Below are 25,710 nucleotides of genomic sequence, written 5' to 3' on the forward strand. Positions count from 1 at the left end.
CTCAGACCCGGACCGCTTCGGCGCCGAGCGGCGGCGCGACCAGCGTATAGGGCTCGAATTCGCCGTAAATGTTGTCGGAAAGCGGCGGCTCGACGATTTCCATGTTGCGCGTCACGCTCGAAGCCTTCGCCGTGCCGATCAGCACTGAGGCGACGATCGGCTCGCGCAGCGGAAACTGCATGGCGGGAGCCGCGAGCGGCACGCCGTGGCGCTTGGCGATCGCCTCCATGGCGCCGACTTTGGCGAGCACCTCTTCGGTGGCCGGCATATAGTCGAAATGCGAACCGGGCACCGGGCCGGTGGCGAGAATACCGGAGTTGAAGACGCCGCCGACGACGAGCGAGGTCCCCTTCTGCCGGCAGAGCGGCAGCAATTCGGCGACCGCCGAGCGGTCGAGCAGCGTATAGCGGCCGGCCAGCAGGATGCAGTCGAGATCGGCATGGCGCATGACCTCGAGGCAGACCGGAACCTCGTTGACGCCGAGGCCGAAGGCAGAAATCGCGCCCGAGGATTTCAGCTCTTCGAGCGCCTTCACACCGGAATCGAGAAGCTGCTTCTGATAGACCGCATTCTTCGCCGCGCCATGCGTATAGCCGCCGATATCGTGCACATAGAGAATGTCGATGCGGTTGAGCCCGAGGCGGGCATAGCTGAACTCCACCGAGCGCATGATGCCGTCATAGGAATAGTCGTAATCGGCATCGAAGGAGAGCGGGTCGACATAGCTGTAGTCGGGCACCGTTCCGGTCGGCACCGGCCGTAGCAGCCGGCCGACCTTGGTGGAGAGCACGTAGGAACCATCCGGCTGGTCGCGCAGGAAATCGCCGACCCGCCGTTCGGCAAGGCCGAGCCCGTACCAGGGGGCGACATCGAAATAGCGGATGCCGCTGTTCCAGGCGGCCTGCAGGGTTCCCATCGCCTGCTCGCGCGGGCAGGCGCGGTAGAGACCGCCGAGAGCGGCCGCGCCGAAGCTGATTTCGGTGACCTCGAGCCTGGTCTTGCCGATCCGTCTCGTCTTCATCATGCGTCCTCGTCAAGCCTTGGGATTTTCATTTCAGATCAGAGCGTTGCGCCGAGATGCCAGGGCACGAATTCATTGTCGCCGTAGCCGAAGAGCTCGCTCTTCGTCCTTTTGCCGGAGGCCGTATCGATGATCAGCTCGAAGATCTCGCGGCCCTTGCCGCTGATTGTCGCATCGCCGGTGGCGATCGTGCCGCAATCGATGTCCATATCCTCTTCCATCGCCGCATAGAGCGCCGAATTGCTGGAAAGCTTCAGCGACGGCGCCGGCCGGCAGCCGAAGCAACTGCCGCGGCCGGTGGTAAAGGCGATCATATTCGCGCCGCCGGCCACCTGGCCGGTTGCCGAGACCGGGTCGTAGCCGGGCGTGTCCATGAAGACGAGGCCGGGGGCCGTCACCCGCTCGGCATAACCATAGACGGCCGTCAGCGGCGAACGCCCGCCCTTGGCGACCGCGCCGAGCGATTTTTCCAGGATGGTGGTGAGGCCGCCGCGCTTGTTGCCGGGCGAGGGGTTGTTGTCGAGCGAGGCGCCGTGCAGCGCCACATACTCTTCCCACCAAGCGATTTTCTCGTCGAGTTTTTTCGCCACGTCGTCGCTGACGGCGCGGCTGCGCAGCAGATGTTCGGCGCCATAGATTTCCGAGGTTTCCGACAGGATCGCCGTGCCGCCGGCCGCAGCCAGCAGATCGGCGGCCACACCCAGCGCCGGATTGGCGGTGATGCCGGAAAAGCCGTCCGAGCCGCCGCATTGCAGGCCGATGATGATCTCGCCGATCAGGATCGGCACCCGCTTTTCCCGGCCGACATCGGCGGCGATTTCGCGCAGCATGCCCATGGCGCGCTCGACCGCGCGGCGCGAGCCGCCGGCATCCTGGATGTTGAAATGCCGCTTCGAGGCGCCGGCACCGCTCTGGCCGTACAGCGTCAGCTGGTTGACCTCGCAGCCGAGGCCGATCATCAGCACGCCGCCGAAATTCACATGCCGTGTATAGCCGGCCAGCGTCCGGTGCAGCACGTTCATGCCGTCGCCGGTCGAGCTCATGCCGCAGCCCTGGTCGTGCACGATCGGCACGAAACCGTCGATGCCGTCATAATGCGGCAGGATCGTCCGGTTCGCCTCGTCGGCGATCGCCCGGCAGACCGTGGTGGAACAGTTCACGCTGGCGATGATGCCGATATAGTTGCGCGTCGCCGCCCGGCCGTCGGCGCGGCGATAGCCCATGAAGGTGCGCGCCTTGTCTTCGGGCGTTGCCGTCTCCGGCGCCGAATTGGCGGTCGCCGCCAGCCGGTCGTTTTCGAAATGCAGATTGTGGCTGTGCACATGGTCGCCGGCTTTGACCTCCGCCGTGGTGCGGCCGATCGCCTGCCCGTATTTGACCACGGGTGACCCGAGCGGAATATCCGCAATCGCCACTTTGTGGCCGGGATCAATCTTCTGGCGGGCCTCGATACCGGCAACCGTCGAACCCGGCGCGATGGCCGCCGTTGCGACCGCGACATTGTCGCCGGCCGACAGGATGATCCAAGGCTGCTTGTCCAATCTCTTCTCCCTAGAGCGCGATGCCGAAAAGTGTGAGCTGTTTTCGGGAGCGCCTGCCGCACGGCAAATGCGCATTGATTTTGTTTTTTATCTACAATAAACATTTTCAAGTCAACGGGAATATTGATCCTGTGGACGAGGGAGGCGATGCGCCGCAGGCGCGCGGAAATACGCTAATGGTCGTTTGAACACGCTCCGGCCTGACTCTCTTCCGCCTTTTGGCGGTAGGGCGTCGTGGCGCGCGGGCGAAAAGCGGGGGTCTGATGGCAAGGCAGAACACGGTCTTCAAGGAAGCCTATAACAGGTATGCCGCGGCCCTGCGCACGGATACCGCGCTGCCCTCCGAGCCGGAAATCGCCGCCCAGCTCGGCGTCAGCCGCTCCACCGCGCGCGCCATCCTGACGCGTCTGAGCGAGGAAGGCATCATCCGCTGGAACAAGCGCCAGAAGATCGTGCTGCGCCAGCCGACCGACCGCGATCTCTTTCCCTCCGAAGAAACCGACTCCCTGCACGACATCATCGAGCGCAGCTTCATGCAGCGCATCCTTGCCGATGATGCCGCGCCCGGCATGCAGATCAACGAATTGGAGCTTGCCCGCGAGATCGGCACCGGCACAACAAGCGTGCGCGAATTCCTGATCCGCTTCTCCCGCTTCGGCCTCATCGAGAAGCGGCCGAACAGCCACTGGACGCTGAAAGGCTTTACCCGCGAATTCGCGCTCGAACTCGCCGATGTCCGCGAGATGTTCGAGCTGCATTCGGCCGCCGAATTCGGCCGGCTTCCCCGCGACCACCAGGCCTGGACCGATCTTGCCGCCATCCGCGACGAACACCACGCCATGCTCGCCGACATCAACCAGCGCTTCAAGGATTTCTCCGTCCTTGACGAGCGTTTCCACCTCCTGATCCACCGCGCCTCGAAGAACCGCTTCATCGCCGATTTCTACGATGCGATCGCCATCGTCTTCCACTATCACTATCAGTGGAACAAGACCGCCGCCCGCGAGCGCAACGAGCGCGCCATCCACGAACATCTCGATTACATCGCCGCACTCGAATCCGGCGACCAGGCGGCCATCGAAAAAGCCTGCCGCATCCACCTGCGCTCCGCCCGCCAGACCCTGCTGCAATCCCTGCCGCAGATGGCGGAGAGCGCGTGAGGTAGGACAAGGGCGAAAATGTCGTGCCGAGGGGGCACACGCACGTCATCATGCTCCGTCGGCAAAACTCTGGGTTGATCAAACTGCAGCGTCAGCGTTATTGAAATAACCAGGCGCACAGTCGGCCTCCACCGCCGCGACAAGGATGAGCGATGGTCAACGAAGAGCAAATTTCGCCAATGGAAAACACCTCTGCTCCATCCAGCAATGCCGAATGGACGCTCGCTGATTTCCTCAGCACCTATCGCTATTGGGCCGTCTTCCTTTCCTCGCTTCTCATCGCCGTCGGCGGCCAGGGCCTGAGCACGGTCTTTCCCGTGATCGCGCAAATGACCGGCAGCAGCGCCCAGACGATCGGGATCTTCTATTTCGGTTCCACCCTCGGCTGGGTTGTCGGCGCTTTCCTCGCCTTTATCGTCGCGGCCCGCCATGGCCGGTCAGCCTTGATCTCCCCCATTCTCGTCTGTGCCGTCGTCGCCGTCGCTGTTCTGCCGGCGCCTAACCTGTGGGGCTCGCCGAGCTTTCTGCTTTTCTTCGGCCTGGTGCTCGGCGCAGTTCGGGCGGTCTTCCCGCTCGCGAGTGCGATATTTCTGGTCGGCGGGCGTCCAGGCAAAATCGACTTCGGCTGCGCTCTGACCTTGATGTCGACGACGATATTGATCTCGGCCTTTGCGCCGGTCGGTGCGTCGTGGCTGTACGAGCTCGATCTCGGCGCCGTGCCGGTCGTTTCCGCTTTTCTGGGCTGCCTGCTCCTTGCTGTCATTTTGCTGGTGCCGGCCGGCAATCTCGCCTTCGACGACGCGCCGCGCCCACGGCACAAGCCGCTTGCGCCGCGGCAGCGCTCACCTCTTCTCGTTGCCGTCATCCTGATCACCCCGCCGATTCTCATCCTGCTGGCGGCAATCGGTTTTCGTCTGTTTCAGGCAAACGATGTCGGCGTCGGCGATTCTCCGATCGCGCTGCTCTCGGTGCTTCTGGTCTTCGCCATTGCGCTCGCCGCCTTTATCTATCTGGCCTATTGGGTCTACCGCATCCATGGCGAGCTGGCGGGCGCGGCGCCGTCGCAGCGTCTGCTCACGCCGCTTGCCGCCGTGCTGATCGCGATCCTCGTGCCGCTCGGCTTGCCGGTTCTTCTCATGACCCTTGGGGATCTCCTCAACGAGAGGGCCTGCGACAGAGGCGAGGGAAACGCCGTGTCGATTGCCTGGCTCGGCATCTGGAGTTTCATCCTTCCGCCGGTCGCCATCGCGATGATCCAGAACGCGGCGAATGATAGTTATGTCATCGGCGCAGACAAGGCGTCGTAACGGCCCTCGCGTCTCCTTGAGACCTCCAATTGCCGCTCCCGGTACCGGCCGCATGAAACCTTTTGATTTGTAAGCCGTTGTGAGGCTTATGACCGACGCTACACTCAAACCGAAATCGGTCGACGGCACCGAGGAGCACGGTGCCGAGAAGTCGCGCCCCGAGAAGGCATCGACTGTCGAGGCCGCCGCGCCGCCAGATGCCATCGAAACCAATCCGGATCTCACGCCCGAGGAGGCCGAGCAGGCGCGCAAGCGATATTTGCTGCGGCGTTTCTGGATCAGCGCCCGCCGCTACTGGGGCAGCAGTGGCGACAGGCTTGCCTGGCCGTGCTCGATCGGTCTGCTGGCGATGATCTGCATGAATGTCGGGTTTCAATATGGAATCAATCGCTGGAACCGCGGCATCTTCGACGCCATAGAGCGGCACGATGCCGGTACGGTCTATTACCTCAGCGCGGTTTTCGTGCCGCTCGTGCTCGGAAGCGTCGCCCTTGTCACCGCCCAGGTCTATGTCCGCATGATGATCCAGCGCCGCTGGCGCTCTTGGCTGACGGCGGCGGTGATCGCGCGCTGGCTCGCCAACGGCCGGTATTATCAGCTGAACCTGATCGGCGGCGATCACAAGAATCCCGAGGCGCGCATCTCGGAGGATTTGCGCATTGCCACCGAAGCGCCGGTCGATTTCATCGCCGGCGTCATTTCCGCATTCCTATCGGCCTCGACCTTCATCGTGGTGCTGTGGACGATCGGCGGAGCGCTCACCCTGCCGGTCGCAGGCATGACCATCACCATTCCCGGCTTTCTCGTCGTCACGGCGGTTCTCTATGCCGTGATCACCTCAACCGTGATCGCGATCATCGGCCGCCACTTCGTCCAGGTGTCGGAGGTCAAGAACCAGGTGGAGGCCGAGCTCCGCTACACGCTGACCCGTGTGCGCGAAAATGGCGAGAGCATCGCCTTGCTCGGCGGCGAGGAAGAGGAACGCAACGACCTCGACAAGACGTTTTCCAACGTGCTCAAGCAATGGGCGCTGCTTGCGCGCCAGCACATGCGCACGACCTTCGTCTCACACGGGTCGATGCTGATTGCGCCCGTCGTGCCGCTGCTGCTGTGCGCTCCGAAGTTTCTCGCCGGCGGCATGACGCTCGGCGAGGTCATGCAGGCTGCCTCCGCCTTTGCCATCGTTCAGACCGCGTTCGGATGGCTGGTCGACAATTATCCCCGCCTTGCCGACTGGAACGCCTGCGCGCGGCGCATCGCCTCGCTGATGACGTCGCTCGACGGGCTGGAGCGCGCCGAACAGAGCGATGCGCTGAGACGCATCAAGCACGGCGAAACCCAGGGCAACGCGATCCTGAACCTCAACGATCTCTCCGTGTCGCTCGACGACGGCACCGCCGTGGTCAAGGAAACCCAGGTCGAGATCGCGCCGGGCGAGCGGGTGCTCGTCGCCGGGGAATCCGGCTCCGGCAAAAGCACGCTGGTGCGCGCCATTGCCGGCCTCTGGCCTTGGGGTCACGGCAGCGTCGATTTCCATGCGGACCGCCGCCTCTTCATGCTGCCGCAGCGCCCCTATATTCCGTCCGGCACGCTTCGCCGGGCCGTCGCCTATCCCCGCGCCGCCGACAGCTGGACGGCGGAGGAGGTCAAGTCTGCACTCGCCAAGGTGGGACTGGAATATCTGAACGAGAAGATCGAGGAAGACGCGCCATGGGACCAGATCCTCTCGGGCGGCGAAAAGCAGCGGCTCGCCTTTGCCAGGCTGCTGCTGCACCATCCCGATATCATCGTGCTTGACGAAGCGACGTCGGCGCTCGACGAGAAGAGCCAGGACAGGATGATGGAAACATTGATCGAAGAAATGCCGACGGTGACCATCATCAGCGTCGCGCACCGCGCCGAGCTCGAAGCCTTCCATAGCCGCAAGATCACCCTGGAGCGGCGCAAAGGCGGCGCCAAGCTCGTCAGCGATATCGATCTTGGCCCGCGCAAGGCAAGGCGCAGCCTGATCATGCGCGTTTTGGACAACCGCCGCTAGAGCATGTCGCGCAAAAGTGTGCAGCGGTTTTGCGGCAACGACATGCGCAAAGAGCTAAAGCGCGAAGAGCGAATCTGAAAGATCGCTACGCGCTTTAGGCTGTGAGGAGGAACGCGGCGGTCAATGCGAGGCCGCTTCGCTTGCCGCCGCCGGCTCTTCACGCTTCCTGACATGGCCGACCGGGATCAGCCAGGTGGTGAAGAAGGTCAGCACCGCGACGACGACCACGCCCCAGAAGCTCCAGTGCAGCGCCGCATCGAAGATGCCGCGGTTATCAGGATCGGCGGCGAGCGCCGAGAGCCCGGTCGGCTGGTTCAGCGCCTTATGCAGCGCCGCCGCCGTCTCGCCGCTCGCATAATGGCCGATGCCGGCATTGAGGATGGCGCCGAGCACGGTGGCGCCGAGCGTATTGCCGAGGCTGCGGGCAAAGATGATCGAGGCGGTGGCGCTGCCGCGCATCGACCATTCGACGCTGTCCTGCACCAGCACGATGCTGGTCAGGCTGATCAGGCCCATGCCGAAGCCCATGAAGAAGGAGCCGGTGCCGGCGAGAACCGGGGAGCTTTCCGGCGTCAGGAACAGCAGGAAACAGGCGCCGAACGGAAACATCAGGCTGCCGACGCGCAGCGTCCGGCGAATGCCGAAAGCCTTGTAGAAGCGGCCGGAGAGCATGACGGCCAGGGGCCAGCCGACGATCAGCATGGTCAGCGTGAACCCGGCAACAATCGGCGAGCGGCCGAGCACGCCCTGCACATAGATCGGCAGAATGGTGGAAAGCCCGATCAGCGCCATGCCGGCAAGCAGCGTCGCCGCATTACTGGTGGCGATCAGCCGGCGGCTCCAGAGCGCGATCGAGATGATCGGCTCCGGCGCCCGTTTCTCCTGGGCGAGGAAGAGCAGCCCCGCGACCACGAACACGGCGAAGAGTGCTAGCAGGATGGAGCCACCCGCATCCGTCTCCGTCAGCATCACGAGCAGCGCGACGATCGAGATCGAAAACAGCACCGATCCGAGATAATCGATCCTTGCCTGCTTGTGCGCGACGTCCTCCTTCAGGAAGATCATGAAGGCGATGATCGAGACGATGCCGATCGGCAGGTTGATCCAGAAGATCCAGGCCCAGGAGATATTGTCGACGATGATGCCGCCGGCAAGCGGCCCGACGACGGCCGAGGTCGCCCAGACGGTCGCCATCGCGCCCTGCACCCGGCCGCGTTCCTCGAGCTTGAAGAGATCGCCGATGATCGTCATCGTCACCGGCTGGATGGCGCCCGCACCCAGCCCCTGCAGCAGCCGGAACAGCACCAGCGACATCATCGACCAGGCAAAGCCGCAGAGTGCCGAGCCGGCGAGGAAGATGACAATGCCGGCGATCAGCACCGGCTTGCGCCCGAAAATATCGGAAAGCTTGCCGTAGATCACCGTCGTCGTCGACTGCGCCAGCAGGAAGGCGGAAAACACCCAGCTGTAATAGGAAAAGCCGCCGAGTTGGCCGACGATCCGCGGCATCGCGGTCGCCACGATCGTCGCCTCGATGGCAACCATGAAGGTGGCGACCATGATGGTCGCGACGACAAGCACGCGGTTCGAGCGATGCGCAGCATTCGACATGACGATCCTCTTCGGGTGCTCCGCGGACGCCGGATAACGGCAGGCTGGCTTGATGGGGCGATGCGCCATGCGCGGAGGTGTGCCGTTGTTTTACGACCTCAGCGACGAGGCGTAAAGCTATTGGCGCCTCAGCCACTAGGAGCTGTGGACACTTATCTGAGCCATAAGATTGTTGCGGCCAGAGCGATCATGGCTTTGTAGTTTCGAACGGTTTTCTCATATCGCGTGGCGATGCGTCGAAACTGCTTGAGCTTCGAGAAGCAACATTCGACGAGATAGCGCTGAGCGTAGAGTTCCTTGTCGAGTGGATACTTCTTGGCACGCGAGGGGTTGTTCGGGATAACCGCTTGCGCGCCCTTGTCGGCAATGAGTTTGCGTAGCCGGTCGCTGTCATAGGCCGTATCGGCCATGACGACCTCGGCTGGCAGGTCTTCGATCAGGAGATCGGCTTGCGGTGCATCGCCTTTCTGGCCGGCGGTCAGGATGAAACGAACAGGACATCCAAGGCCACGCACGGCCATATGGATTTTGGTGCTCAAGCCGCCGCGCGAGCGGCCAAGGGCCTGATCTTCAGCCCCTTTTTTGCGCCGGAGGCGTGCTGGTGGGCGCGAATAATAGTACTGTCGACGATCAGGTATTCGAAGTCGGTATCCTCCGACATTGCTTCGAAGACACGCCACCAGACACCCTTTTGGCTCCAGCGGCTGAAGCGGCGAAACACGCTGTTCCAATCACCGAACACCTCCGGCAGATCGCGCCAGGGCGAACCCGTCCGCACGATCCACAAGACCGCTTCCACAAACATGCGATTGTCACGTCCAGACGAACCGCGCGTGCGATCGTCGCCAATGATATGACGAGACATCCGCTCCCACTGGTCATCTCGAAGAATGAGACGATCTAAAACACCCATGACTGCCTCCAAAAGACAGTCTTGAATCTGATTTGCTCAGCTTTGGGAATCCCAAGAGTCCACGGCTCCTAGAACTTGCGCAAGGTTTCGGACGCAAGAGCAACGAACTCAGTGGGATTCAGCCGGTGATCAGCGGGCACCCGCTGCATAATCTGGAAATTTGTAATAGATGCAGTCGTTCATCGAAAAGAACGCCGCACCGGCGGCCAGTTCGTGGCGTGAAAGTTCCCATTCAAAAGTGTCGCGGCCCTCGAACTCAGCAAACAATGCCATCTGGGTCAGTTCCTTGAACGGTCCTGGAGGAAACACAGTTCCATAGACGATCGCCTCGTTTCCAGGATACTCGCCCTTGATTACGCGCGTGATCTGCAAATCTGCCCTTATCATGCGCGTCGGAAAATTTTCCTCCAGGAGAAAACCGGATTCGCCGATCGACAGCGATTTCACACGCGCTTCGACGACGACCTTCGCCTTGGCCAGCAGTTCGTTTGCTGGAGGACAGGGCGCCAACCCCGCTGCCGGCCCCAAGCTGAAAACGAAAAGGATCAGAACGGCCTTAAAGCCAATTCGAACATACCGCTGTAGAAGCGCTGCCAAAATTCGTTCCTTTCCTCAGAAATGAACGGAAGTCTATTTTGGTTTAGTTGCGCCAGACTTAAGCGTTGCGGCTTCCCGTGGTGAGCTACTGCCGCAACTTCTCCATTGTGGTCGTGGCCAGAAAGCGAATGAATGGAGGTGCGTTAGGTCGTACCCAACTTATTTTCAACTTCACGGTTTTTTCTATTGCGAAACTACAACCCAATCATAGTTTGCAGGGGCTTGTAGCGGACTCACATGAAATTCAAGAATGCTATCGTGCTCACCGCCGCGCTCCCCTCCTCCTGCGCGGCGTCCAGTGCAATCCGGACATCAAAGAACGAACTCATCATCAAGACTGAAGCCGCTCCGGTATGCGGTGGTATCGGTGCCATGAAGGTTGCCGAGAAGCAGGCGGCGATCGAAACGATCAAGGCAGGTATGACCGATACGTCATCGTCGGCCAAGCCGGCGCGGACACCACGCGCGTTGTCCAGATGCCTGGGTCATATACGACAACGGGCACCGCCACGCTCTATGGGAACACCGGCTATTACAGCGGCAACACCGTTTACAATCCCGGCCCCACTTACGTCTCGGGCGGCCATAATCAGGATCTGGCTGTCAGGATGTTCAAGGAGGGCGAGCCAGGGAGCGACACGGCCCTTTCAGCTCGCGAGAGGCTTGGACCGAAGTGGGCGCTGATCGTTCGCGACGGGATCAACACGTGTGCGGATTGACGCCCGCACTCGCCTTCCGAGCCGTGTGCATGAGGCGACGTGGCTGAGGGCATATGGAGCAGATTCTTACTTCCAGCGTAATCGGGCCTAGCCGGTGCTCGCCTTTGTTGCGTCAGGCGCTTTGCTCCAAAGGAAAGCCCGGCGCTCTCGCTCCGGGCCGTCATTCTCAAGAGGCGCGCGCTTGCCCGCCCTCACTGCTGGCATGCCTCGCTGAGTGAGCCGGTACCGGCGGTGCAGCCCGGCACCTGCTGAAGATCCGGATTGACGCCGCCGCGATTGATCGTGCTGCGCCCGCTGTTGAGATCGACGCCGCCAGCGCCAGTCGTGCTGTCAGTGGTGCTGCCGGTCGTACCGGGATCGGTGCCGACAGAACCGGTGCTGCCCGAGCCCGTACCAGCAGATCCGGTCCCGGCCGAACCCGTGCCCGAGCTCCCCGAGCCGCCGATGACAGGCGCCACCGAAAGCCGCCCGTTGGAATTGGCACCGCCGGTCGTCTGCGCCAGCGCCGAGCCGGCAAGGCCGATGGAAAGAAGCGATATAGCGATGAGTTTGCAGGACATGGTTTGCTCCATCCTTGTTATCTCAAGGGGAGAACCAGTTCGGGAGCGGCAGGTTCCTGCCGGAATTGCAGGTTTTCGACGACTTTAAGATGCTAACTGGCCGCAGATACCATCAAGCAGAGGCATCTCATGGACTCGACCAAAGGCGATTGACAATCATCCCGTCATTCGTCGTCCAGCATTTTAAACTTTCGCGCCGCCTGGGGGCAGAGCATCGTGAACTGCCTGATTAGCGGCGGCATGCCTGAGGCGCACGAAATATCTGCATCCTCTGGCAAGGGGAAAGTGACGCGCACCGGTTCTCCGGCAGAAGGAAAGAAGGACAGGGTGCCCTTGCGGCAATCGGCCGTGGAACGATAGGTGTCTTCGCCATCTTCTTTCATATACAGCGCCACGCACTGCTCAACGGTCAGTTTCCCGCCATGTGCGACCGTCTCGTATCCCGGGTCTCGTTCGCAGTATTCCTGGAAGTTGGCCTGATTGACGTTCCCTTCCATGACCGCATTTCTCGAATCCGTGCCGGTCCTGCTGATTAGCGTTCCGTCCCATCCAGCACATGAAGCGAGAGGGAAATCTTCGGAATGCGCGTTGGAAATGGTCAAGGTGAAAAGCACGACGCTCGAAAGTAATATCCGCATAAACCCTCCTACCGAAAGGCCCGCTCCGGCTCGATCGACATCAGTCGCTCATGCGCAGCCGAAGGGGCAGGTCGATTGCTTTGATGACGTGGCCCAGCACCCATTTGGCGATTTTGCCCGCCGAGCGGCCACAGCCGATTAATGGACGCAGGATATTAAGAGAGGCTTATAATGCGGGTGGGCGAGCAGCCGATCGAAGAAAAATGGTGCCGCTTACGTGACTCGAACACGTGACCCCATCATTACGAATGATGTGCTCTACCGACTGAGCTAAAGCGGCATTTGGCGGCCGAAGTGTGCGGCCTGCGATTTGCATGGCGCTGATACAGGCATTGTCCGAAGATTTCAAGCACCCTGTCATGCCTTTGGCAAAAAAGAGGGCAGGGGTGTGGAAGACCGCCTTCAGAGCGAAAGCCGGGCGCGGGCGGCTTTATATTCCGCCTCCAGCCGGTCGACGAGTTTGGCCACCGGCTCGATGGCCTTGACGGCGCCGATGCCCTGGCCGCTGCCCCATATGTCCTTCCAGGCCTTGGCGCCGCCGGTCGCCTGTTCGAAATCCATCTTAGAAGGGTCGGCGACGGGCAGGTTGTCGGGGTCCATGCCGGCAGCGACGATCGAGGGCTTGAGATAGTTGCCGTGCACGCCGGTGAAATAGTTGGAATAGACGATGTCGGCGGCGGCCCCTTCGACGATCGCCTGCTTGTAGGCGTCTGCGGCGCGCGCCTCTTGCGTGGCGATGAAGGGCGAGCCGATATAGGCCATGTCGGCGCCCATTGCTTCTGCGGCGAGGATGGCGCCCCCGGTCGAAATCGCGCCGGCAAGCAGCAGCGGCCCGTCGAACCATTCGCGGATTTCCTGGACGAGCGCGAATGGCGACAGCGTGCCGGCATGGCCGCCGGCGCCCGATGCCACCGCGATCAGCCCATCGGCACCCTTGCGGATCGCCGAATGGGCGTGGCGGTTGTTGATGATGTCGTGTAGCACGATGCCGCCATAGGAATGCACGGCGGCGTTGACCTCGGGCACGGCGCCGAGCGAGGAGATGACGATAGGCACCTTGTATTTGACGCAGAGCGACAGGTCATGCTCCAGCCGCTTGTTCGACATGTGGACGATCTGGTTGACGGCAAAGGGGGCGGCCGGCCGCTGCGGATGGGCGGCGTCGTGGCGGGCAAGCTCCTCGGTGATCTCGGCCAGCCACTCGTCGAGCTGGCTTTCCGGCCGGGCGTTCAGCGCCGGAAAGGCGCCGACGACGCCTGCCTTGCATTGCGCCAGGGTGAGCGCCGGGTGCGAGATGATGAAGAGCGGCGAGCCGATCACCGGCAGTCGGAGTTTGTCCTTGAGGATCGGGGGCAGGGCCATGGTTCACCGCTCGTATTGACGTTTACGAAAACGTCAATCTCATAACAGAGAAGAAAAGCCGATAAAAGAGCGGCTGCCATGCCTTCGTCGATTTCACCCCGATATATCAGGCCCGCAGAACGGATAGGAAAGCTGGCGAATATCGCCTGAGTCAACAGTGGGCGGGCCTGCAAGGCTTGCGGTTTGCCGCACTTGCCGCTACCGAATTTTGATGGAGAACGGCGGGGATTGCGGTCCGACGCCGGGTTCAAGGTGAAGGACGTGAAGTGAGCGGATTAGAAACGGCCATCAGAACAGCGCTCGAAAATGCCGATCGCGACAATCCGGAAGTCCGAGCGAGGATCTACCAGTCGGCCCGCCAGGCGCTGGAAGCCGGCTTGCGCAAGCAGGATATTACCGATGCCGACGCCGTCGCCCATCACCGCCACCGCCTGGAAAGCACCATTCATGCCATCGAAGGCGAGGAGCGCGATCGGCTCCACCCCCGCCAGCGGCCGCCCGAGGTGCCGGTGCCGCCGGTTGTCGAAATGCCGGCGCCGCCGGTTCATCGGGGCGACGTCACCGATATCGACAGCCTGATCGACAGTCCGATGGCCGCCGGCGAAGCCCGCTCTCCCGAGGTGGTCATGCACCGCAGCGACGAGTCGAGCCTCGGCAACGTTCATGCCGGCGATGCCGATCATCTCTCGGCCGCCCCGGCCGGCGAGGAGCGGCTGACGCGCGGCGAACGGGCGACCAGCATGGATTTCCGCCCGGAACGGGCGGCGGGCCGCCGCAAGCCGCGCAAGTTCTTTTCGCGGCTTCTTGTCTGGTGCGTGCTCTTCGCCTTCATCGGCATCGGCGCCTGGTGGGCTTATACGTCCGGCCTGCTGTTGACGGCGGCCGAGCGCGACACCAGCGTCGCCAATCCGCCGGCGAGCACCCAGCCGGAGGATTTCACCGGCAATGACGACAGCGCCGATGATGCTGCCACCCACACCGATCAGCCGGTGACCATCGATCCGCAGAACAGTTTTTCGGCCGACTGGATCCCGGTGTTCAAGCCTGACGAGGCCGACAAGATCAAAAGCGGCCCGCGGGCCCGCACCGAAAATATCACCGAGAATGACGGTCCCGCCGTCCGCCTGATTTCCGAAAGCGGCGCGGCTGACGGCAATATCTCCGTCAGCGTTCCCTCTTCGGTGCTGCAGCAGCTTGCCGGCAAATCCTCGACCATAGCGCTGACGCTGCAATCGACCACCGACGAGCCGACGCAGGTGACGGTCGAATGCGATTTCCAGTCGCTCGGCAATTGCGCCCGCCATCGCTTCAACGTCACCCGCGAAAAATCGGATGCACTGCTGCAGGTGAAGTTCGACCGCTCGCTCGCCCCGAATTCGCCGGGCACGTTGACGATCAACAGCGATCTCGACGGCAAGGCGCGCGGCATCAACCTCTTCGCCATCCGCATCCTGCCGGGGCAGTGACGGCGCTTTTTACAGCGCTGCACCTGAGAGGGGCGGCGCTGTAAGGCATCAGGCAGCTGCGGCGGAGGATCTATTTCAGGAAGCCGGGGCCGGAGCCGATGATCTCTTCGTCGACCTCGCCGAGTGCCGTTTTGTCCTTGCCGTCATAGTCCATCCTGTTCAGCATGTGACGGATGAGCTGCAGACGAGCCCGCCGCTTGTCATTGGCGCGGATGACGGTCCATGGCGCGAAATCCGTATGCGTTTCCTTCAGCATCCGGTCGCGCTTTTCGCTGTAATCGCCCCATTTCGTCAGCGCCGCGATGTCCATCGACGACAGCTTCCAGACCTTCAGCGGATCGTGCCTGCGGTCGTGGAACCGCTTGAGCTGCATCTCGCGGCCGATATCGAGGTAGAACTTGAACAGGAAGATGCCCTCATGGGCGATGATCTTTTCGAGCTGCGGCGCCTGTTTGAGGAAGCCTTCATATTGCTGCGGCGTGCAGAAGCCCATGACCGGCTCGACGCCGGCGCGGTTGTACCAGGAGCGGTCGAACAGCACGAATTCGCCCGATGTCGGGAACTGCGCGACATAGCGCTGGAAATACCATTGCCCCTGTTCGCGTTCGGTCGGCTTGGCGAGCGCGACGACGCGGGCAAGGCGCGGGTTCATATGCGCCGAGGAGGCCGAGATCGCGCCGCCCTTGCCGGCCGCGTCCCGTCCCTCGAACAGCGCCATCACCCGTTTGCCTGATGCCTGAAGCCAGAACTGCACCTTGACGAGTTCCACCTGCAGCTTTTCCAGCTGGGCGAGATAGTCCTCCTCGTTGAGCTTCTTCTTGTAGGGAAACGCGCCGGATTCCAGCGCCTGTTCCTCCACCCAGTCCGGCAGAACCGGGTCGTCGACGTCGAAGATGCGCTTCTTGCCGCGGATATCGAGCTCAACGGCCCTGCTTTCGACATCCTCGCCCATATGCTCCTCCATCGCTGATGGTTTATCCCTGCGCAGGCGAACATATTCAACGTTGAAAATCAAATCTTTCGCTTGCCGCCGGCGATTTTTTCTCAAGCTTTTGCTGTGGCCTTTCGTTTCGGCGGCGCCAGCCGAAAACTTCTGTCATGAATTGCCGCTATCAGGCAGAGTTCCAATATAAAGAAAACGAATCGACGCCGCGAGGGCACTTGCAAGACGAAATCCCATGGAGAAAAAGCCTGTTGGCGCGCATCCGGCGTGAACGGCCAGTACTGCTTGCGGCCATCCTCAGCGCCTTGATTGCTCTTGCCGCCGGCATGAACAAGTGGGTCGTGCTCGTGCTCCTGCTCGTCATGAGCTTGACGGCGCTGTTCAACGAGGCGCCGGTGCTTAAAGCGGAGCCCGCCGAACCGGAGGAGACAGCGCCGGAAGCGCCGCCGAGCCGCCTGCCTGATGTTTCCGCCACGCTTGCCGGCCTCGATATTCCCGTCATGGTGCTGTCGGACGACGCCTCGGTGCTCTTCCAGAACCGCGCCGCCGAAAAGGCCTTCGGCGAAGTGGTGCTCGGCGCCCATATCTCGGCCCGGCTGCGCTCGCCCGGCGTGCTCGACATGGTGCGCGAAACCATCGCCACCAATGCGCCGAACCAGATCGAGCATGCCGAACGGCTGCCGTCCGAGCGCGTCTATATCGTCCGCAGCGCGCCGGTCGAATTCCAGGCCGATGGCCAGCGTGAGCGGTTTTTCATCCTCTCCTTCCGCGACATATCGGAGGTCCGGCGCATCGACCGCATGCGCTCGGATTTCGTCGCCAATGCCAGCCACGAGCTGCGCACGCCGCTTGCCTCGCTGCGCGGCTTCATCGAGACCATCCAGGGACCGGCGAAGAACGATCAGAAGGCGCAGGCGCAGTTCCTGGGCATCATGTTCGACCAGACGACACGCATGAGCCGGCTGGTCGACGACCTCCTGTCGCTCTCGCGCCTGGAGCTGAAATCGCACATCGCGCCGGATGAGAAGGTCGACCTGGTGCCGCTGCTCGGCCATGTCCGCGACTCGCTGGTGCCGCTGGCCAGAGACGTCGGCGTCGAGATCAACCTGCATCTGCCCGACGGCAAGGTCGAGGTGCTGGGAGACCGCGATGAGCTCGTCCAGGTCTTCGAGAACCTGATGGAAAATGCCTGCAAATACGGCCAGGAAGGCAAGGTCGTCGACGTCCGGCTGAAGAACGGCGCCGACGGGCCGGTGGAGGTCAGCATCATCGACAAGGGGCCCGGCATCCCGGCCGAGCACGTGCCACGTCTGACCGAACGCTTCTACCGCGTCAGCATCGAGGACAGTCGTTCGAAAAAAGGCACCGGCCTCGGCCTCGCCATCGTCAAACACATCCTCACCCGCCACCGCGCCCGCCTGATCGTCAAATCCGAAGTCGGCAAGGGCACCGATTTTACCGTGCGGTTCTGACGATAGAGATTGCCCCTCGCCCTGACCCTCTCCCCGCAGGCGGGGCGAGGGGACGTGCCATGCGAGACAGCTGAGTTAAGTCCCCTCTCCCCGTAAAACGGGGAGAGGGTTAGGGTGAGGGGCAAATCACACGGAACGACTCCAATGAGAGGCCCCAAGCCAAAAACCACCGCCCGAGCGCGATCACTGCGTCAGTCCGATAACGACGCGGAGGGCAACTTATGGAACGAGCTGCGCGATCGGCGGCTCAGCGGACATAAATTCGTCCGGCAATTGCCGATCGGCCCTTATTTTGCGGATTTCGCCTGTCGTGAACTGCGGCTGGTGATCGAAATCGACGGCAGCCAACACGCAGACAATCCACGAGACGCAATTCGAGATGCGTTCATGACCGGCAATGGCTGGTCGGTCGTTCGCTTCTGGAATGTGGACGTACTGAGAGAACTGCCATCCGTGCTGGATACTATTCTTGCAGTCTGCGACGGACGATTGACCGAACGGGTGGAGGCGCCGGATCTGCGATTCTTTCCCGCTGCGTGCGATTAGTGATGGTGTGCCGTGTGATTTGCCCCTCACCCTAACCCTCTCCCCGTTTTACGGGGAGAGGGGACTAACGCGGCCCTTCGTATGGCACGTCCCCTCTCCCCGCCTGCGGGGAGAGGGTTAGGTTGAGGGGCAAATCACACGGCATGACTTCGATGACCCAAGCCAAAACCCCAACCGCCCCTCCAGGTGCGCGCCGTCTATCGGCCCCGTTTGAGATGCGCTGAAGGTTTTTACAACGAAAGGTAGATCGAAGGCGCCGCCTTGCCGGGCCGTCGACATTCATTCCTTGATGCGTTTTAGAATTGCTTTTCCTTTCAGTATCTTAACCTGTCACAAATGTTTCACCGATTTGACATAAAAGGACGGTGCTTACAGCGCTAAGAGAGTCCCGCCGATGAAAAATGGCACTGCGGGGGCCTCTTTAGGCCGCACTCACACAAGCCCAATGCGGGAGATTTTAATGAACACCTTCAAGCTCACCGTTGCCGCGCTCGCTGCAACTGCTGCTTTCGCTGGCGCTGCCGTCGCCCGCGACCAGATTCAGGTTGCCGGTTCGTCCACCGTCCTGCCTTACGCCAAGATCGTTGCCGAGTCCTTCGGCGAGACCTTCACCAACTTCAAGACGCCGGTCGTCGAATCCGGCGGCACGGGCGCTGGCCTGAAGGAATTCTGCAAGGGCGTCGGCGAAGACACCATCGACATTGCCAACGCGTCGCGTCCGATCAACAAGAACGAAGCCGACGCCTGCAAGGCAGCCGGCGTAACCGACATCCAGGAAGTCAAGATCGGTTATGACGGCATCGTCTTCGCAACCGACTCGTCCAACCCCGATGTCGCCTACGTTCCGGCCGACATCTACAAGGCTCTTGCAGCCCAGGTCGTCGTCGACGGCAAGCTCGTCGCCAACCCCTACAAGAAATGGTCGGAAGTAAACCCGAAGCTCCCGGCTGTTGATATCGCTGCCTACATCCCGGGCGAAAAGCACGGCACCCGCGAAGTCTTCGAACAGAACGTTCTCGCCGCCGGCTGCAAGGCTTCCGGCGCCCTCGACGTTATCGCCAAGGAAATCTCCGACAAGGCTGCCCAGGGCAAGGCTTGCGTCGCAGTCCGCAAGGACGGCGCTGCTGTCGACATCGACGGCGACTATCCGGAAACCCTGGCACGCATCGCCGCCAACAAGACCGGCGTCGGCGTATTCGGCCTTTCCTTCTATGAAAACAACGCCGACAAGCTCAAGGTCGCCAGCGTGAACGGCATCGTTCCGTCCACCGAAACGATCGCCAACGGCACCTACCCGGTTTCCCGCCCGCTGTTCTTCTACGTCAAGAAGGCACATCTCGGCGCCGTTCCGGGCCTGAAGGAATACGTCAACTTCTTCGTATCCGACCAGATGATCGGCCCCGACGGCCCGCTGGCTGAATACGGCCTCGTTGCCGCTCCGGATGCCGAGCGCGACGCGATCCGCAAGGACGTCGAAGCCGGCAAGTCCATGTAATAACTTTGCCGGCGCGGTGCTCTCTGAGCCCGCGCCGGCATTGCTTTATGTCCCTGCGCGCCGGCCTGTCCGTTGCAGGGTTGAATTCCTTCTCCATGATTGGAAGGCGAAGGCAGGCTGATGAAGCCGCCGGGGTTTTGGGGCTGTGGGCCTGGGGACGTAACGAATGAGCACATCCATCATACTTCTCTGCCTTGTGGTGATCGGCGCCGCCGCCTATCTGGTCGCCCGCAGCCGCGCCACGGCACTTGCCGGAGGCAGGTCCTCCGCATTGCATTCACGGCCAGCCTATTACGGCGCCTATGCGGCGATCTGGGCCGTTCTTCCGGCCCTCATCGTTCTCTGCATCTGGCTCTCCGTCAGCCCCGGCATCATCCAGTCCTCGGTTCGCGGCGCTTTCCCTGCCGACGTCAAGGCCCAGGCCGCCGTCGAGCAGGATCTGAGCTATTCGATGGTGGCGACCGTCGCCCGCGGCCTGACGATGCTGACATCGGCCGAAACCGATGCGGTCGCTAACGATCCGGCTGCCCTGCAGGCCAAGCTCAGCGAGAAGGGCGTGCCGCTTGCCGGCCAGCCGCAGCCTTACATGGTCAGTGCCGCCAAAACGCTCAACGCCATGAGCCTGACGAGCCGCATGGCCATGACCGCGGTCGTCTTCCTTCTGGCCGTCGCCGGCGCCTTCTACGCGCTGCGCTCCATCGCGCCCCGCTTCCGTGCCCGCAACCGCGTCGAGCGCGTCATGCTCTGGGCGCTGCTGCTCGCCTCCTCGATCGCCATCCTGACGACGATCGGCATCGTGCTTTCGATGCTGTCGGAAGCCACGCGCTTCTTTGCCGTCGTTCCCGCCGGCGAGTTCTTCTTCGGCACCGTCTGGGACCCGCGTTTTGCCGGCGCCGGCAGCTCCTCCTTCGGCCAGTTCGGCCTGATCCCGCTGCTGCTCGGCACGCTCTATATCGGTCTGGTCGCCATGCTGGTCGCCGTGCCGGTCGGGCTGTTCGCCGCCATCTACATGGCCGAATATGCCTCGCCGAAGCTGCGCGGCATCGCCAAGCCGCTGCTCGAAGTGCTGGCCGGCATTCCGACGATCGTCTACGGCTTCTTCGCGCTCGTCACCGTCGGTCCGTTCCTGCGCGATTTCTCCGCTGAGATCAGCGGCCTGCTCTCCGGCAGCTACACCAATTTCATCCAGGCGCAGAGCGTTCTGACGGCCGGCATCGTCATGGGCATCATGCTGATCCCCTACGTGTCCTCGCTGTCGGACGACATCATCACCGCCGTGCCGCGGGCCCTGCGTGACGGTTCGCTCGGTCTCGGCGCCACCCGCTCCGAAACCATCAAGAAGGTGGTCCTGCCGGCAGCCCTTCCCGGCATCGTCGGCGCACTGCTGATGACCGCCTCGCGCGCCATCGGTGAAACCATGATCGTCGTGCTGGCCGCCGGTGTCGCCGCCCGCATTCAGATCAACCCCTTCGAGCCGATGACGACGGTGACCGTCAAGATCGTCAACCAGCTGACGGGCGACCTTGAGTTCACCTCGCCGCAGACGCTGGTTGCCTTTGCCCTCGGCATCACCCTGTTCTGCATCACGCTTTGCCTCAATATCTACGCGCTCTACATCGTGCGCAAATACCGGGAGCAGTACGAATGACGGATATTGTTTCTCCCCAAGGTGTTACCGTTTCCAAGGCACCCGCCCGCCGCGATATCGGCATCAAGCGCCGCTACGCCGCCGAACGCCGCTTCCAGGCCTATGGCATCGCCGCTATCATCTTCGGTCTTGTCTTCCTGTTCATCCTGCTGTGGACGGTGATCGGCAAGGGCTACACCGCCTTCCAGCAGACGGCGATCACCCTGCCGATCGAATTCTCCGAGAAGACGATCGACCCCAGCAATAAGCGTGCGACCGACCCTTCGGTGCTGATCGCCGCCAATTATCCGGTTCTGCTGCGCGACGCGATCGTCAAACAGCTGAATATCAATGCCTCGAGCAAGCCTGACGTGCGCGATGCATCCGCCATGCTGTCCAAGAGTGCGCCGATCCAGCTGCGCGACATGGTCGTCGCCGATCCCTCGCTGATCGGCAAGACGGTCAATGTCTCGCTGCTCGCCGACGCCAATATCGACAGCGCCAACAAGGGCCAGATCGATCTCTCCGTCGATGAGAAGAACCGCAAGGTCAACGACAAGCAGGTGACCTGGATGAACCAGCTGAAGGCGAGCGGCGCTCTCCAGAAGCAGTTCAACACCGGCCTCTTCGTCAACGGCAATTCCAGCCGTCCGGAGGCTGCCGGGCTCGGTGTCGCCCTGATCGGCTCGCTCTACCTGATGCTGATCGTGCTGGCGCTGTCGCTGCCGATCGGGGTTGCCGCCTCGATCTATCTCGAGGAGTTCGCACCGAAGAACAAGCTGACGGACCTGATCGAGGTCAACATCAACAACCTCGCCGCCGTCCCGTCGATCGTCTACGGTCTGCTCGGCCTTTCCGTCTTCATCAACTTCATCGGCCTGCCGCGCTCGGCCTCGCTGGTCGGCGGCCTGGTGCTGACGCTGATGACCCTGCCGACGATCATCATCGCCACCCGCGCCGCACTGCGCGCCGTGCCGCCGTCGATCCGCGCCGCAGCCCTCGGCCTCGGCGCCTCGAAGATGCAGATGGTGTTCCACCATGTCCTGCCGCTTGCCATGCCCGGCATCCTCACCGGCACGATCATCGGCCTGGCGCATGCGCTCGGCGAAACAGCGCCGCTGCTCCTGATCGGCATGGTCGCCTTCGTCGCCAACGCGCCGGCGACACCGCTCGAGCCCTCGACGGCCCTGCCGGTGCAGGTCTATATGTGGGCGAACGAGGCCGAACGGGCCTTCGTGGAGCGTACTTCGGGTGCCATCATCGTTCTGCTCCTGTTCCTGATCGTCATGAACATGGGCGCCATCCTCTTGCGTCGTCGCTTCGAGCGCCGCTGGTAAACGGAGTTAAACATCATGAACATGTTGACGGAAGCTGCAGTTGAAAAGGCGCTGGATCAGAAGATGAGCAACGTCCCGTATAAAATGATCGGACAGGATGTCTCGGTTTACTACGGCGAGAAGCGCGCGCTTTTCGATGTGAACCTGAACATCCGTGAAAACACCGTAACCGCGCTGATCGGCCCGTCGGGCTGCGGCAAGTCGACCTTCCTGCGAAGCCTCAACCGCATGAACGACACGATCGAGGGCTGCCGCGTCGCCGGCAAGATCACCCTCGACGGCGACGATATCTATGATCCGGACATTGACGTCGTCGAGCTGCGCGCCCGCGTCGGCATGGTGTTCCAGAAGCCGAACCCGTTCCCGAAGTCGATCTATGAAAACGTCTCCTACGGTCCGCGCATCCATGGCCTGGCCAAGTCGAAGGCCGATCTCGACCAGATCGTCGAGACCAGCCTGCAGCGCGCCGGCCTCTGGAACGAGGTCAAGGACCGCGTGCACGAATCCGGCACCGGTCTCTCCGGCGGCCAGCAGCAGCGCCTGTGCATTGCCCGCGCCGTCGCCGTCAGCCCTGAAGTCATCCTGATGGACGAGCCCTGCTCGGCGCTCGACCCGATCGCCACCGCCAAGGTCGAGGAGCTGATCCACGAACTGCGCGAGAACTACACGATCGTCATCGTCACCCACTCCATGCAGCAGGCCGCGCGCGTGTCGCAGCGCACCGCCATGTTCCACCTCGGCAACCTCGTCGAGGAGAACGACACCGACAAGATGTTCACCAATCCGGACGATCCGCGCACCCAGGACTACATCATGGGTCGCTTCGGCTGATTGCGGTCATCCGAAGCCTTCCCGTTATTCGAGGACAAAGCCCCATGGCATCGACACATATTTATTCTGCCTATGATGATGATCTGAAGTTCCTGTCCAGGCGGATTTCCGAAATGGGCGGCCTGGCCGAGCAGATGGTCGCCGAATCCGTCCGGGCGCTGGTCAACGGTGATACCGCGCTGGCGCAGAAGGTGATTTCCGACGACGTGATCCTCGATCACACCGAGCGCGAAATCGGCGACAAGGCGATCGTCACCATCGCCCGCCGCCAGCCGATGGCCGCCGACCTGCGCGAAATCATGGGTTCGATCCGCATCGCCGCCGATCTCGAACGCGTCGGCGACCTCGGCAAGAACACCGCCAAGCGCGTCATCGCCGTGCAGAGCACCGGCGTTCCGCGCAAGCTCGCCCGCGGTCTCGAGCACCTGTCCGAGCTGGCGCTCGTCCAGCTCAAGGAAGTGCTCGACGTCTATACGACGCGCGCCGCCGACAAGGCGACCGCCATTCGCGAACGCGACAACGAGATCGACGCGATGTACACGTCGCTGTTCCGCGAACTCCTGACCTATATGATGGAAGATCCGCGCAACATCACGAGCTGCACGCATCTCCTCTTCTGCGCCAAGAACATCGAGCGCATCGGCGACCACGCCACCAATATCGCCGAAACGATCTACTACATGGCGACCGGCGCCCAGCCGGAAGGCGACCGTCCGAAGGACGACAGCGCCAACACCGTCGGTGCCGCCACGGAATAACCGTGCCGAACCAGCCATTGCGTGCGCGCCCGTCCGGGCGCGCAAAGAGGTCGCAGCCAATTTCTGATTTTGCGCGGGATCCCTTGCTTAAATCACTCCCGGTTTAAGGATCGTGCGCGAGGAGACGGACACGCATGATCCCGAGAGTTGCAGTTGTTGAAGACGAAGAGGCCCTCAGCGTGCTTCTCCGCTATAATCTCGAAGCGGAAGGTTTCGAGGTCGATACCATCCTGCGCGGCGACGAGGCCGAAATCAGGCTTCAGGAGCGCACGCCCGATCTCCTCATCCTCGACTGGATGCTGCCCGGCGTCTCCGGCATCGAACTCTGCCGGCGCCTGCGCATGCGGCCGGAAACCGAGCGGCTGCCGATCATCATGCTGACGGCGCGCGGCGAAGAGAGCGAGCGTGTGCGCGGGCTGTCCACCGGCGCCGACGATTACGTCGTCAAGCCGTTCTCGACCCCCGAGCTCGTCGCCCGCGTCAAGGCGATGCTGCGCCGCGCCCGCCCGGAGGTGCTGTCCTCGGTGCTGAAATGCGGCGATATCGAGCTTGACCGCGAAACCCACCGCGTCCATCGCAAGAGCCGCGAAGTCCGCCTCGGCCCGACCGAATTCCGCCTGTTGGAATTCCTGATGTCGTCGCCGGGCCGCGTCTTCTCCCGCTCGCAGCTGCTCGACGGCGTCTGGGGCCACGACATTTATGTCGACGAACGCACCGTCGACGTCCATGTCGGCCGCCTGCGCAAGGCGCTGAACTTCTCCAACATGCAGGACGTCATCCGCACCGTCCGCGGCGCCGGCTATTCGATGGAAGCCTGAGAGGTTTCTATTTTTTTCTGCCGGTGTCGGCCCCTCACCTAACCCTCTCCCCGTAAAAGGGGCGAGGGGACGTGCCCTGTAAGGGGCCAGTGCAAGGGGCCAGTGAGGGACGGAGACGTCGCGGCTTGATCCCTTCGCCCCGTTTACCGGGAGAAGGTGGCGGCAGCCGGATGAGGGGCAGCCACACCCAACCCCCTCACACAAAAAAAAACGGGCCACGCGGCCCGTTTTCGCATTTCCAGCAATGGTTTGCCGGCTCAGCTGACGCGCGCTGCCGCCCGGCGGCGTTCGTTGATCGGCTGGTAGGCAAGCTTCTGGTGGTAGCTGCAATAGGGCGAATTGTCAGGGGATTCGCAGCCGCAGAAGTGGAAATCGTCCTTGAGCGGATCGCCGACCGGCCATTTGCAGGTGCGTTCGGTCAGTTCCGTCAGGCCGAGGCGGCGCGAGATCGGCACGACCACGTTGCCCTTCGGCACGTATTCCATTTCCTCGACCGTTTCGATCTCGATCTCTTCCTTCAGCATCGTTGCGCCCTGCTGGCGGGTCACGGTGCGGGTGGTGATCCGGGAGGCGTAGTTCGGCGCGCGCGGTGCCGATGTCTGGCGCTTCGGCGTGCGCGCCGCCGTCGCCGTGCCGCCGGCCTTGGCACGACCCGGCAGGTTCAGCCGGTGCACCTTGCCGATAACGGCGTTTCGGCTCACGCCGCCAAGTTGTGCCGCGATCTGGCTGGCGCTCAGCCCTTCGGACCACAGCTTCTTGAGTTTCTCGACCCGCTCGTCTGTCCAGTTCATGCCCTGTCTCCACCTTTTGCGTTGGTGATGGCAGAATCCCTCACCGTTGTCCCGGAAGCCTCCGAAACAAGAAACGCCTGATCAATTTTGGTGACTAGTTCCGCCGCATGCAGTCTAGTAATTGAACTTTAACCTAGTGTGAGGCTGACTCCGTGACAA

24 protein-coding genes and 1 tRNA gene are annotated in these 25,710 nt (G+C 62.3%); 13 read left to right on the top strand and 12 right to left on the bottom strand.

From position 1 onward, the window contains the following. Window position 1: 1 nt before the first annotated feature. Window positions 2-1,021, bottom strand: a complete 1,020-nt coding sequence (locus tag AMC88_RS02655; protein ID WP_064825795.1) for an aldo/keto reductase — start codon at window positions 1,019-1,021, stop codon at window positions 2-4. A 38-nt stretch (window positions 1,022-1,059) separates the two neighbouring features. Continuing rightward, window positions 1,060-2,562: a UxaA family hydrolase gene (locus AMC88_RS02660; protein ID WP_037143136.1), complete on the bottom strand. Its 1,503-nt coding sequence runs from the start codon at window positions 2,560-2,562 to the stop codon at window positions 1,060-1,062. Between the two features lie 263 nt (window positions 2,563-2,825). Here AMC88_RS02660 and AMC88_RS02665 point away from each other — a divergent pair, with 263 nt between their 5' ends. The 3 genes from AMC88_RS02665 to AMC88_RS02675 all read left to right on the top strand — a co-directional run bounded on the left by AMC88_RS02665 (window position 2,826) and on the right by AMC88_RS02675 (window position 7,067). Beyond that, window positions 2,826-3,722 carry a GntR family transcriptional regulator gene (locus AMC88_RS02665; RefSeq protein ID WP_064824781.1) on the top strand — a complete coding sequence of 299 codons (897 nt, stop codon included), beginning with the start codon at window positions 2,826-2,828 and terminating at the stop codon, window positions 3,720-3,722. Between the two features lie 179 nt (window positions 3,723-3,901). Beyond that, a complete protein-coding gene (locus AMC88_RS02670) occupies window positions 3,902-5,029 on the top strand; it encodes a hypothetical protein (RefSeq protein WP_064825796.1) in 1,128 nt (375 codons plus the stop codon). Between the two features lie 88 nt (window positions 5,030-5,117). After that, the gene (locus tag AMC88_RS02675; protein ID WP_064824782.1) at window positions 5,118-7,067 is read left to right on the top strand and encodes an ABC transporter ATP-binding protein/permease; all 1,950 of its coding nucleotides are present in this window, start codon (window positions 5,118-5,120) and stop codon (window positions 7,065-7,067) included. A gap of 120 nt (window positions 7,068-7,187) precedes the next feature. On the opposite strand, the gene AMC88_RS02680 is transcribed toward AMC88_RS02675, so the two are convergent. The 4 genes from AMC88_RS02680 to AMC88_RS33950 form a co-directional block, all read right to left on the bottom strand. Next, on the bottom strand, window positions 7,188-8,678 hold the full coding sequence (locus AMC88_RS02680; protein ID WP_064825797.1) for an MDR family MFS transporter: 1,491 nt from the start codon (window positions 8,676-8,678) through the stop codon (window positions 7,188-7,190). Window positions 8,679-8,830: 152 nt separating this feature from the next. Further along, a protein-coding gene (locus tag AMC88_RS31785; RefSeq protein WP_097541909.1) for an IS5 family transposase occupies window positions 8,831-9,591 on the bottom strand; the annotation gives its coding sequence in 2 pieces (ribosomal slippage) (window positions 8,831-9,264 and window positions 9,264-9,591; 762 coding nt in all). A gap of 129 nt (window positions 9,592-9,720) precedes the next feature. Further along, window positions 9,721-10,188, bottom strand: coding sequence for a hypothetical protein (locus AMC88_RS02695; protein ID WP_012482546.1), 468 nt, complete (start codon window positions 10,186-10,188; stop codon window positions 9,721-9,723). 233 nt (window positions 10,189-10,421) lie between these two features. Then, window positions 10,422-10,634, bottom strand: a complete 213-nt coding sequence (locus AMC88_RS33950; RefSeq protein ID WP_225880702.1) for a hypothetical protein — start codon at window positions 10,632-10,634, stop codon at window positions 10,422-10,424. A gap of 30 nt (window positions 10,635-10,664) precedes the next feature. Here AMC88_RS33950 and AMC88_RS33955 point away from each other — a divergent pair, with 30 nt between their 5' ends. Then, on the top strand, window positions 10,665-10,907 hold the full coding sequence (locus AMC88_RS33955; RefSeq protein ID WP_225880703.1) for a hypothetical protein: 243 nt from the start codon (window positions 10,665-10,667) through the stop codon (window positions 10,905-10,907). Window positions 10,908-11,098: 191 nt separating this feature from the next. Here AMC88_RS33955 and AMC88_RS02705 read toward each other — a convergent pair whose 3' ends face one another. From AMC88_RS02705 to AMC88_RS02720, 4 genes are all read right to left on the bottom strand, one after another. Beyond that, window positions 11,099-11,479 (bottom strand): hypothetical protein, encoded by a 381-nt coding sequence (locus tag AMC88_RS02705; RefSeq protein ID WP_012482548.1) that lies wholly within the window; start codon window positions 11,477-11,479, stop codon window positions 11,099-11,101. 152 nt (window positions 11,480-11,631) lie between these two features. Further along, window positions 11,632-12,105, bottom strand: a complete 474-nt coding sequence (locus AMC88_RS02710) for a hypothetical protein (protein ID WP_041683529.1) — start codon at window positions 12,103-12,105, stop codon at window positions 11,632-11,634. A gap of 204 nt (window positions 12,106-12,309) precedes the next feature. Continuing rightward, a tRNA-Thr gene (locus AMC88_RS02715) sits at window positions 12,310-12,385 on the bottom strand. Between the two features lie 122 nt (window positions 12,386-12,507). Beyond that, entirely contained in the window at window positions 12,508-13,467 is a 960-nt protein-coding gene (locus tag AMC88_RS02720) for an NAD(P)H-dependent flavin oxidoreductase (protein ID WP_064824784.1), read from the bottom strand. A gap of 266 nt (window positions 13,468-13,733) precedes the next feature. Between AMC88_RS02720 and AMC88_RS02725 the strand changes: the two genes are divergently transcribed. Beyond that, window positions 13,734-14,933: a hypothetical protein gene (locus AMC88_RS02725; RefSeq protein ID WP_064824785.1), complete on the top strand. Its 1,200-nt coding sequence runs from the start codon at window positions 13,734-13,736 to the stop codon at window positions 14,931-14,933. Window positions 14,934-15,003: 70 nt separating this feature from the next. On the opposite strand, the gene ppk2 is transcribed toward AMC88_RS02725, so the two are convergent. Next, window positions 15,004-15,885 carry a polyphosphate kinase 2 gene (gene ppk2, locus AMC88_RS02730; RefSeq protein ID WP_010020420.1) on the bottom strand — a complete coding sequence of 294 codons (882 nt, stop codon included), beginning with the start codon at window positions 15,883-15,885 and terminating at the stop codon, window positions 15,004-15,006. 242 nt (window positions 15,886-16,127) lie between these two features. Between ppk2 and phoR the strand changes: the two genes are divergently transcribed. The 8 genes from phoR (at window position 16,128) to phoB (ending at window position 24,760) form a co-directional block, all read left to right on the top strand. Then, window positions 16,128-17,348, top strand: coding sequence for a phosphate regulon sensor histidine kinase PhoR (gene phoR, locus AMC88_RS02735; protein WP_064824786.1), 1,221 nt, complete (start codon window positions 16,128-16,130; stop codon window positions 17,346-17,348). A gap of 144 nt (window positions 17,349-17,492) precedes the next feature. Beyond that, window positions 17,493-17,894 carry an endonuclease domain-containing protein gene (locus tag AMC88_RS31790; RefSeq protein WP_064832925.1) on the top strand — a complete coding sequence of 134 codons (402 nt, stop codon included), beginning with the start codon at window positions 17,493-17,495 and terminating at the stop codon, window positions 17,892-17,894. Between the two features lie 460 nt (window positions 17,895-18,354). Next, window positions 18,355-19,389: a substrate-binding domain-containing protein gene (locus tag AMC88_RS02740; RefSeq protein WP_012482556.1), complete on the top strand. Its 1,035-nt coding sequence runs from the start codon at window positions 18,355-18,357 to the stop codon at window positions 19,387-19,389. Window positions 19,390-19,555: 166 nt separating this feature from the next. Then, window positions 19,556-21,037 carry a phosphate ABC transporter permease subunit PstC gene (gene pstC, locus AMC88_RS02745; protein WP_016734871.1) on the top strand — a complete coding sequence of 494 codons (1,482 nt, stop codon included), beginning with the start codon at window positions 19,556-19,558 and terminating at the stop codon, window positions 21,035-21,037. Continuing rightward, the gene (pstA, locus tag AMC88_RS02750; protein WP_064824787.1) at window positions 21,034-22,353 is read left to right on the top strand and encodes a phosphate ABC transporter permease PstA; all 1,320 of its coding nucleotides are present in this window, start codon (window positions 21,034-21,036) and stop codon (window positions 22,351-22,353) included. The genes pstC and pstA overlap by 4 nt, the downstream gene beginning before the upstream one ends. Window positions 22,354-22,368: 15 nt before the next feature. Further along, the gene (gene pstB, locus AMC88_RS02755; RefSeq protein WP_004672770.1) at window positions 22,369-23,184 is read left to right on the top strand and encodes a phosphate ABC transporter ATP-binding protein PstB; all 816 of its coding nucleotides are present in this window, start codon (window positions 22,369-22,371) and stop codon (window positions 23,182-23,184) included. Between the two features lie 44 nt (window positions 23,185-23,228). Beyond that, the gene (gene phoU, locus AMC88_RS02760; RefSeq protein WP_004672769.1) at window positions 23,229-23,942 is read left to right on the top strand and encodes a phosphate signaling complex protein PhoU; all 714 of its coding nucleotides are present in this window, start codon (window positions 23,229-23,231) and stop codon (window positions 23,940-23,942) included. Between the two features lie 134 nt (window positions 23,943-24,076). After that, on the top strand, window positions 24,077-24,760 hold the full coding sequence (gene phoB, locus AMC88_RS02765) for a phosphate regulon transcriptional regulator PhoB (RefSeq protein ID WP_004672768.1): 684 nt from the start codon (window positions 24,077-24,079) through the stop codon (window positions 24,758-24,760). Window positions 24,761-25,017: 257 nt separating this feature from the next. On the opposite strand, the gene AMC88_RS02770 is transcribed toward phoB, so the two are convergent. Continuing rightward, a complete protein-coding gene (locus AMC88_RS02770; protein WP_012482559.1) occupies window positions 25,018-25,551 on the bottom strand; it encodes a GcrA family cell cycle regulator in 534 nt (177 codons plus the stop codon). Between the last annotated feature and the right edge of the window lie 159 nt (window positions 25,552-25,710).

The organism is Rhizobium phaseoli (assembly GCF_001664385.1).
Classification (GTDB): domain Bacteria; phylum Pseudomonadota; class Alphaproteobacteria; order Rhizobiales; family Rhizobiaceae; genus Rhizobium; species Rhizobium phaseoli.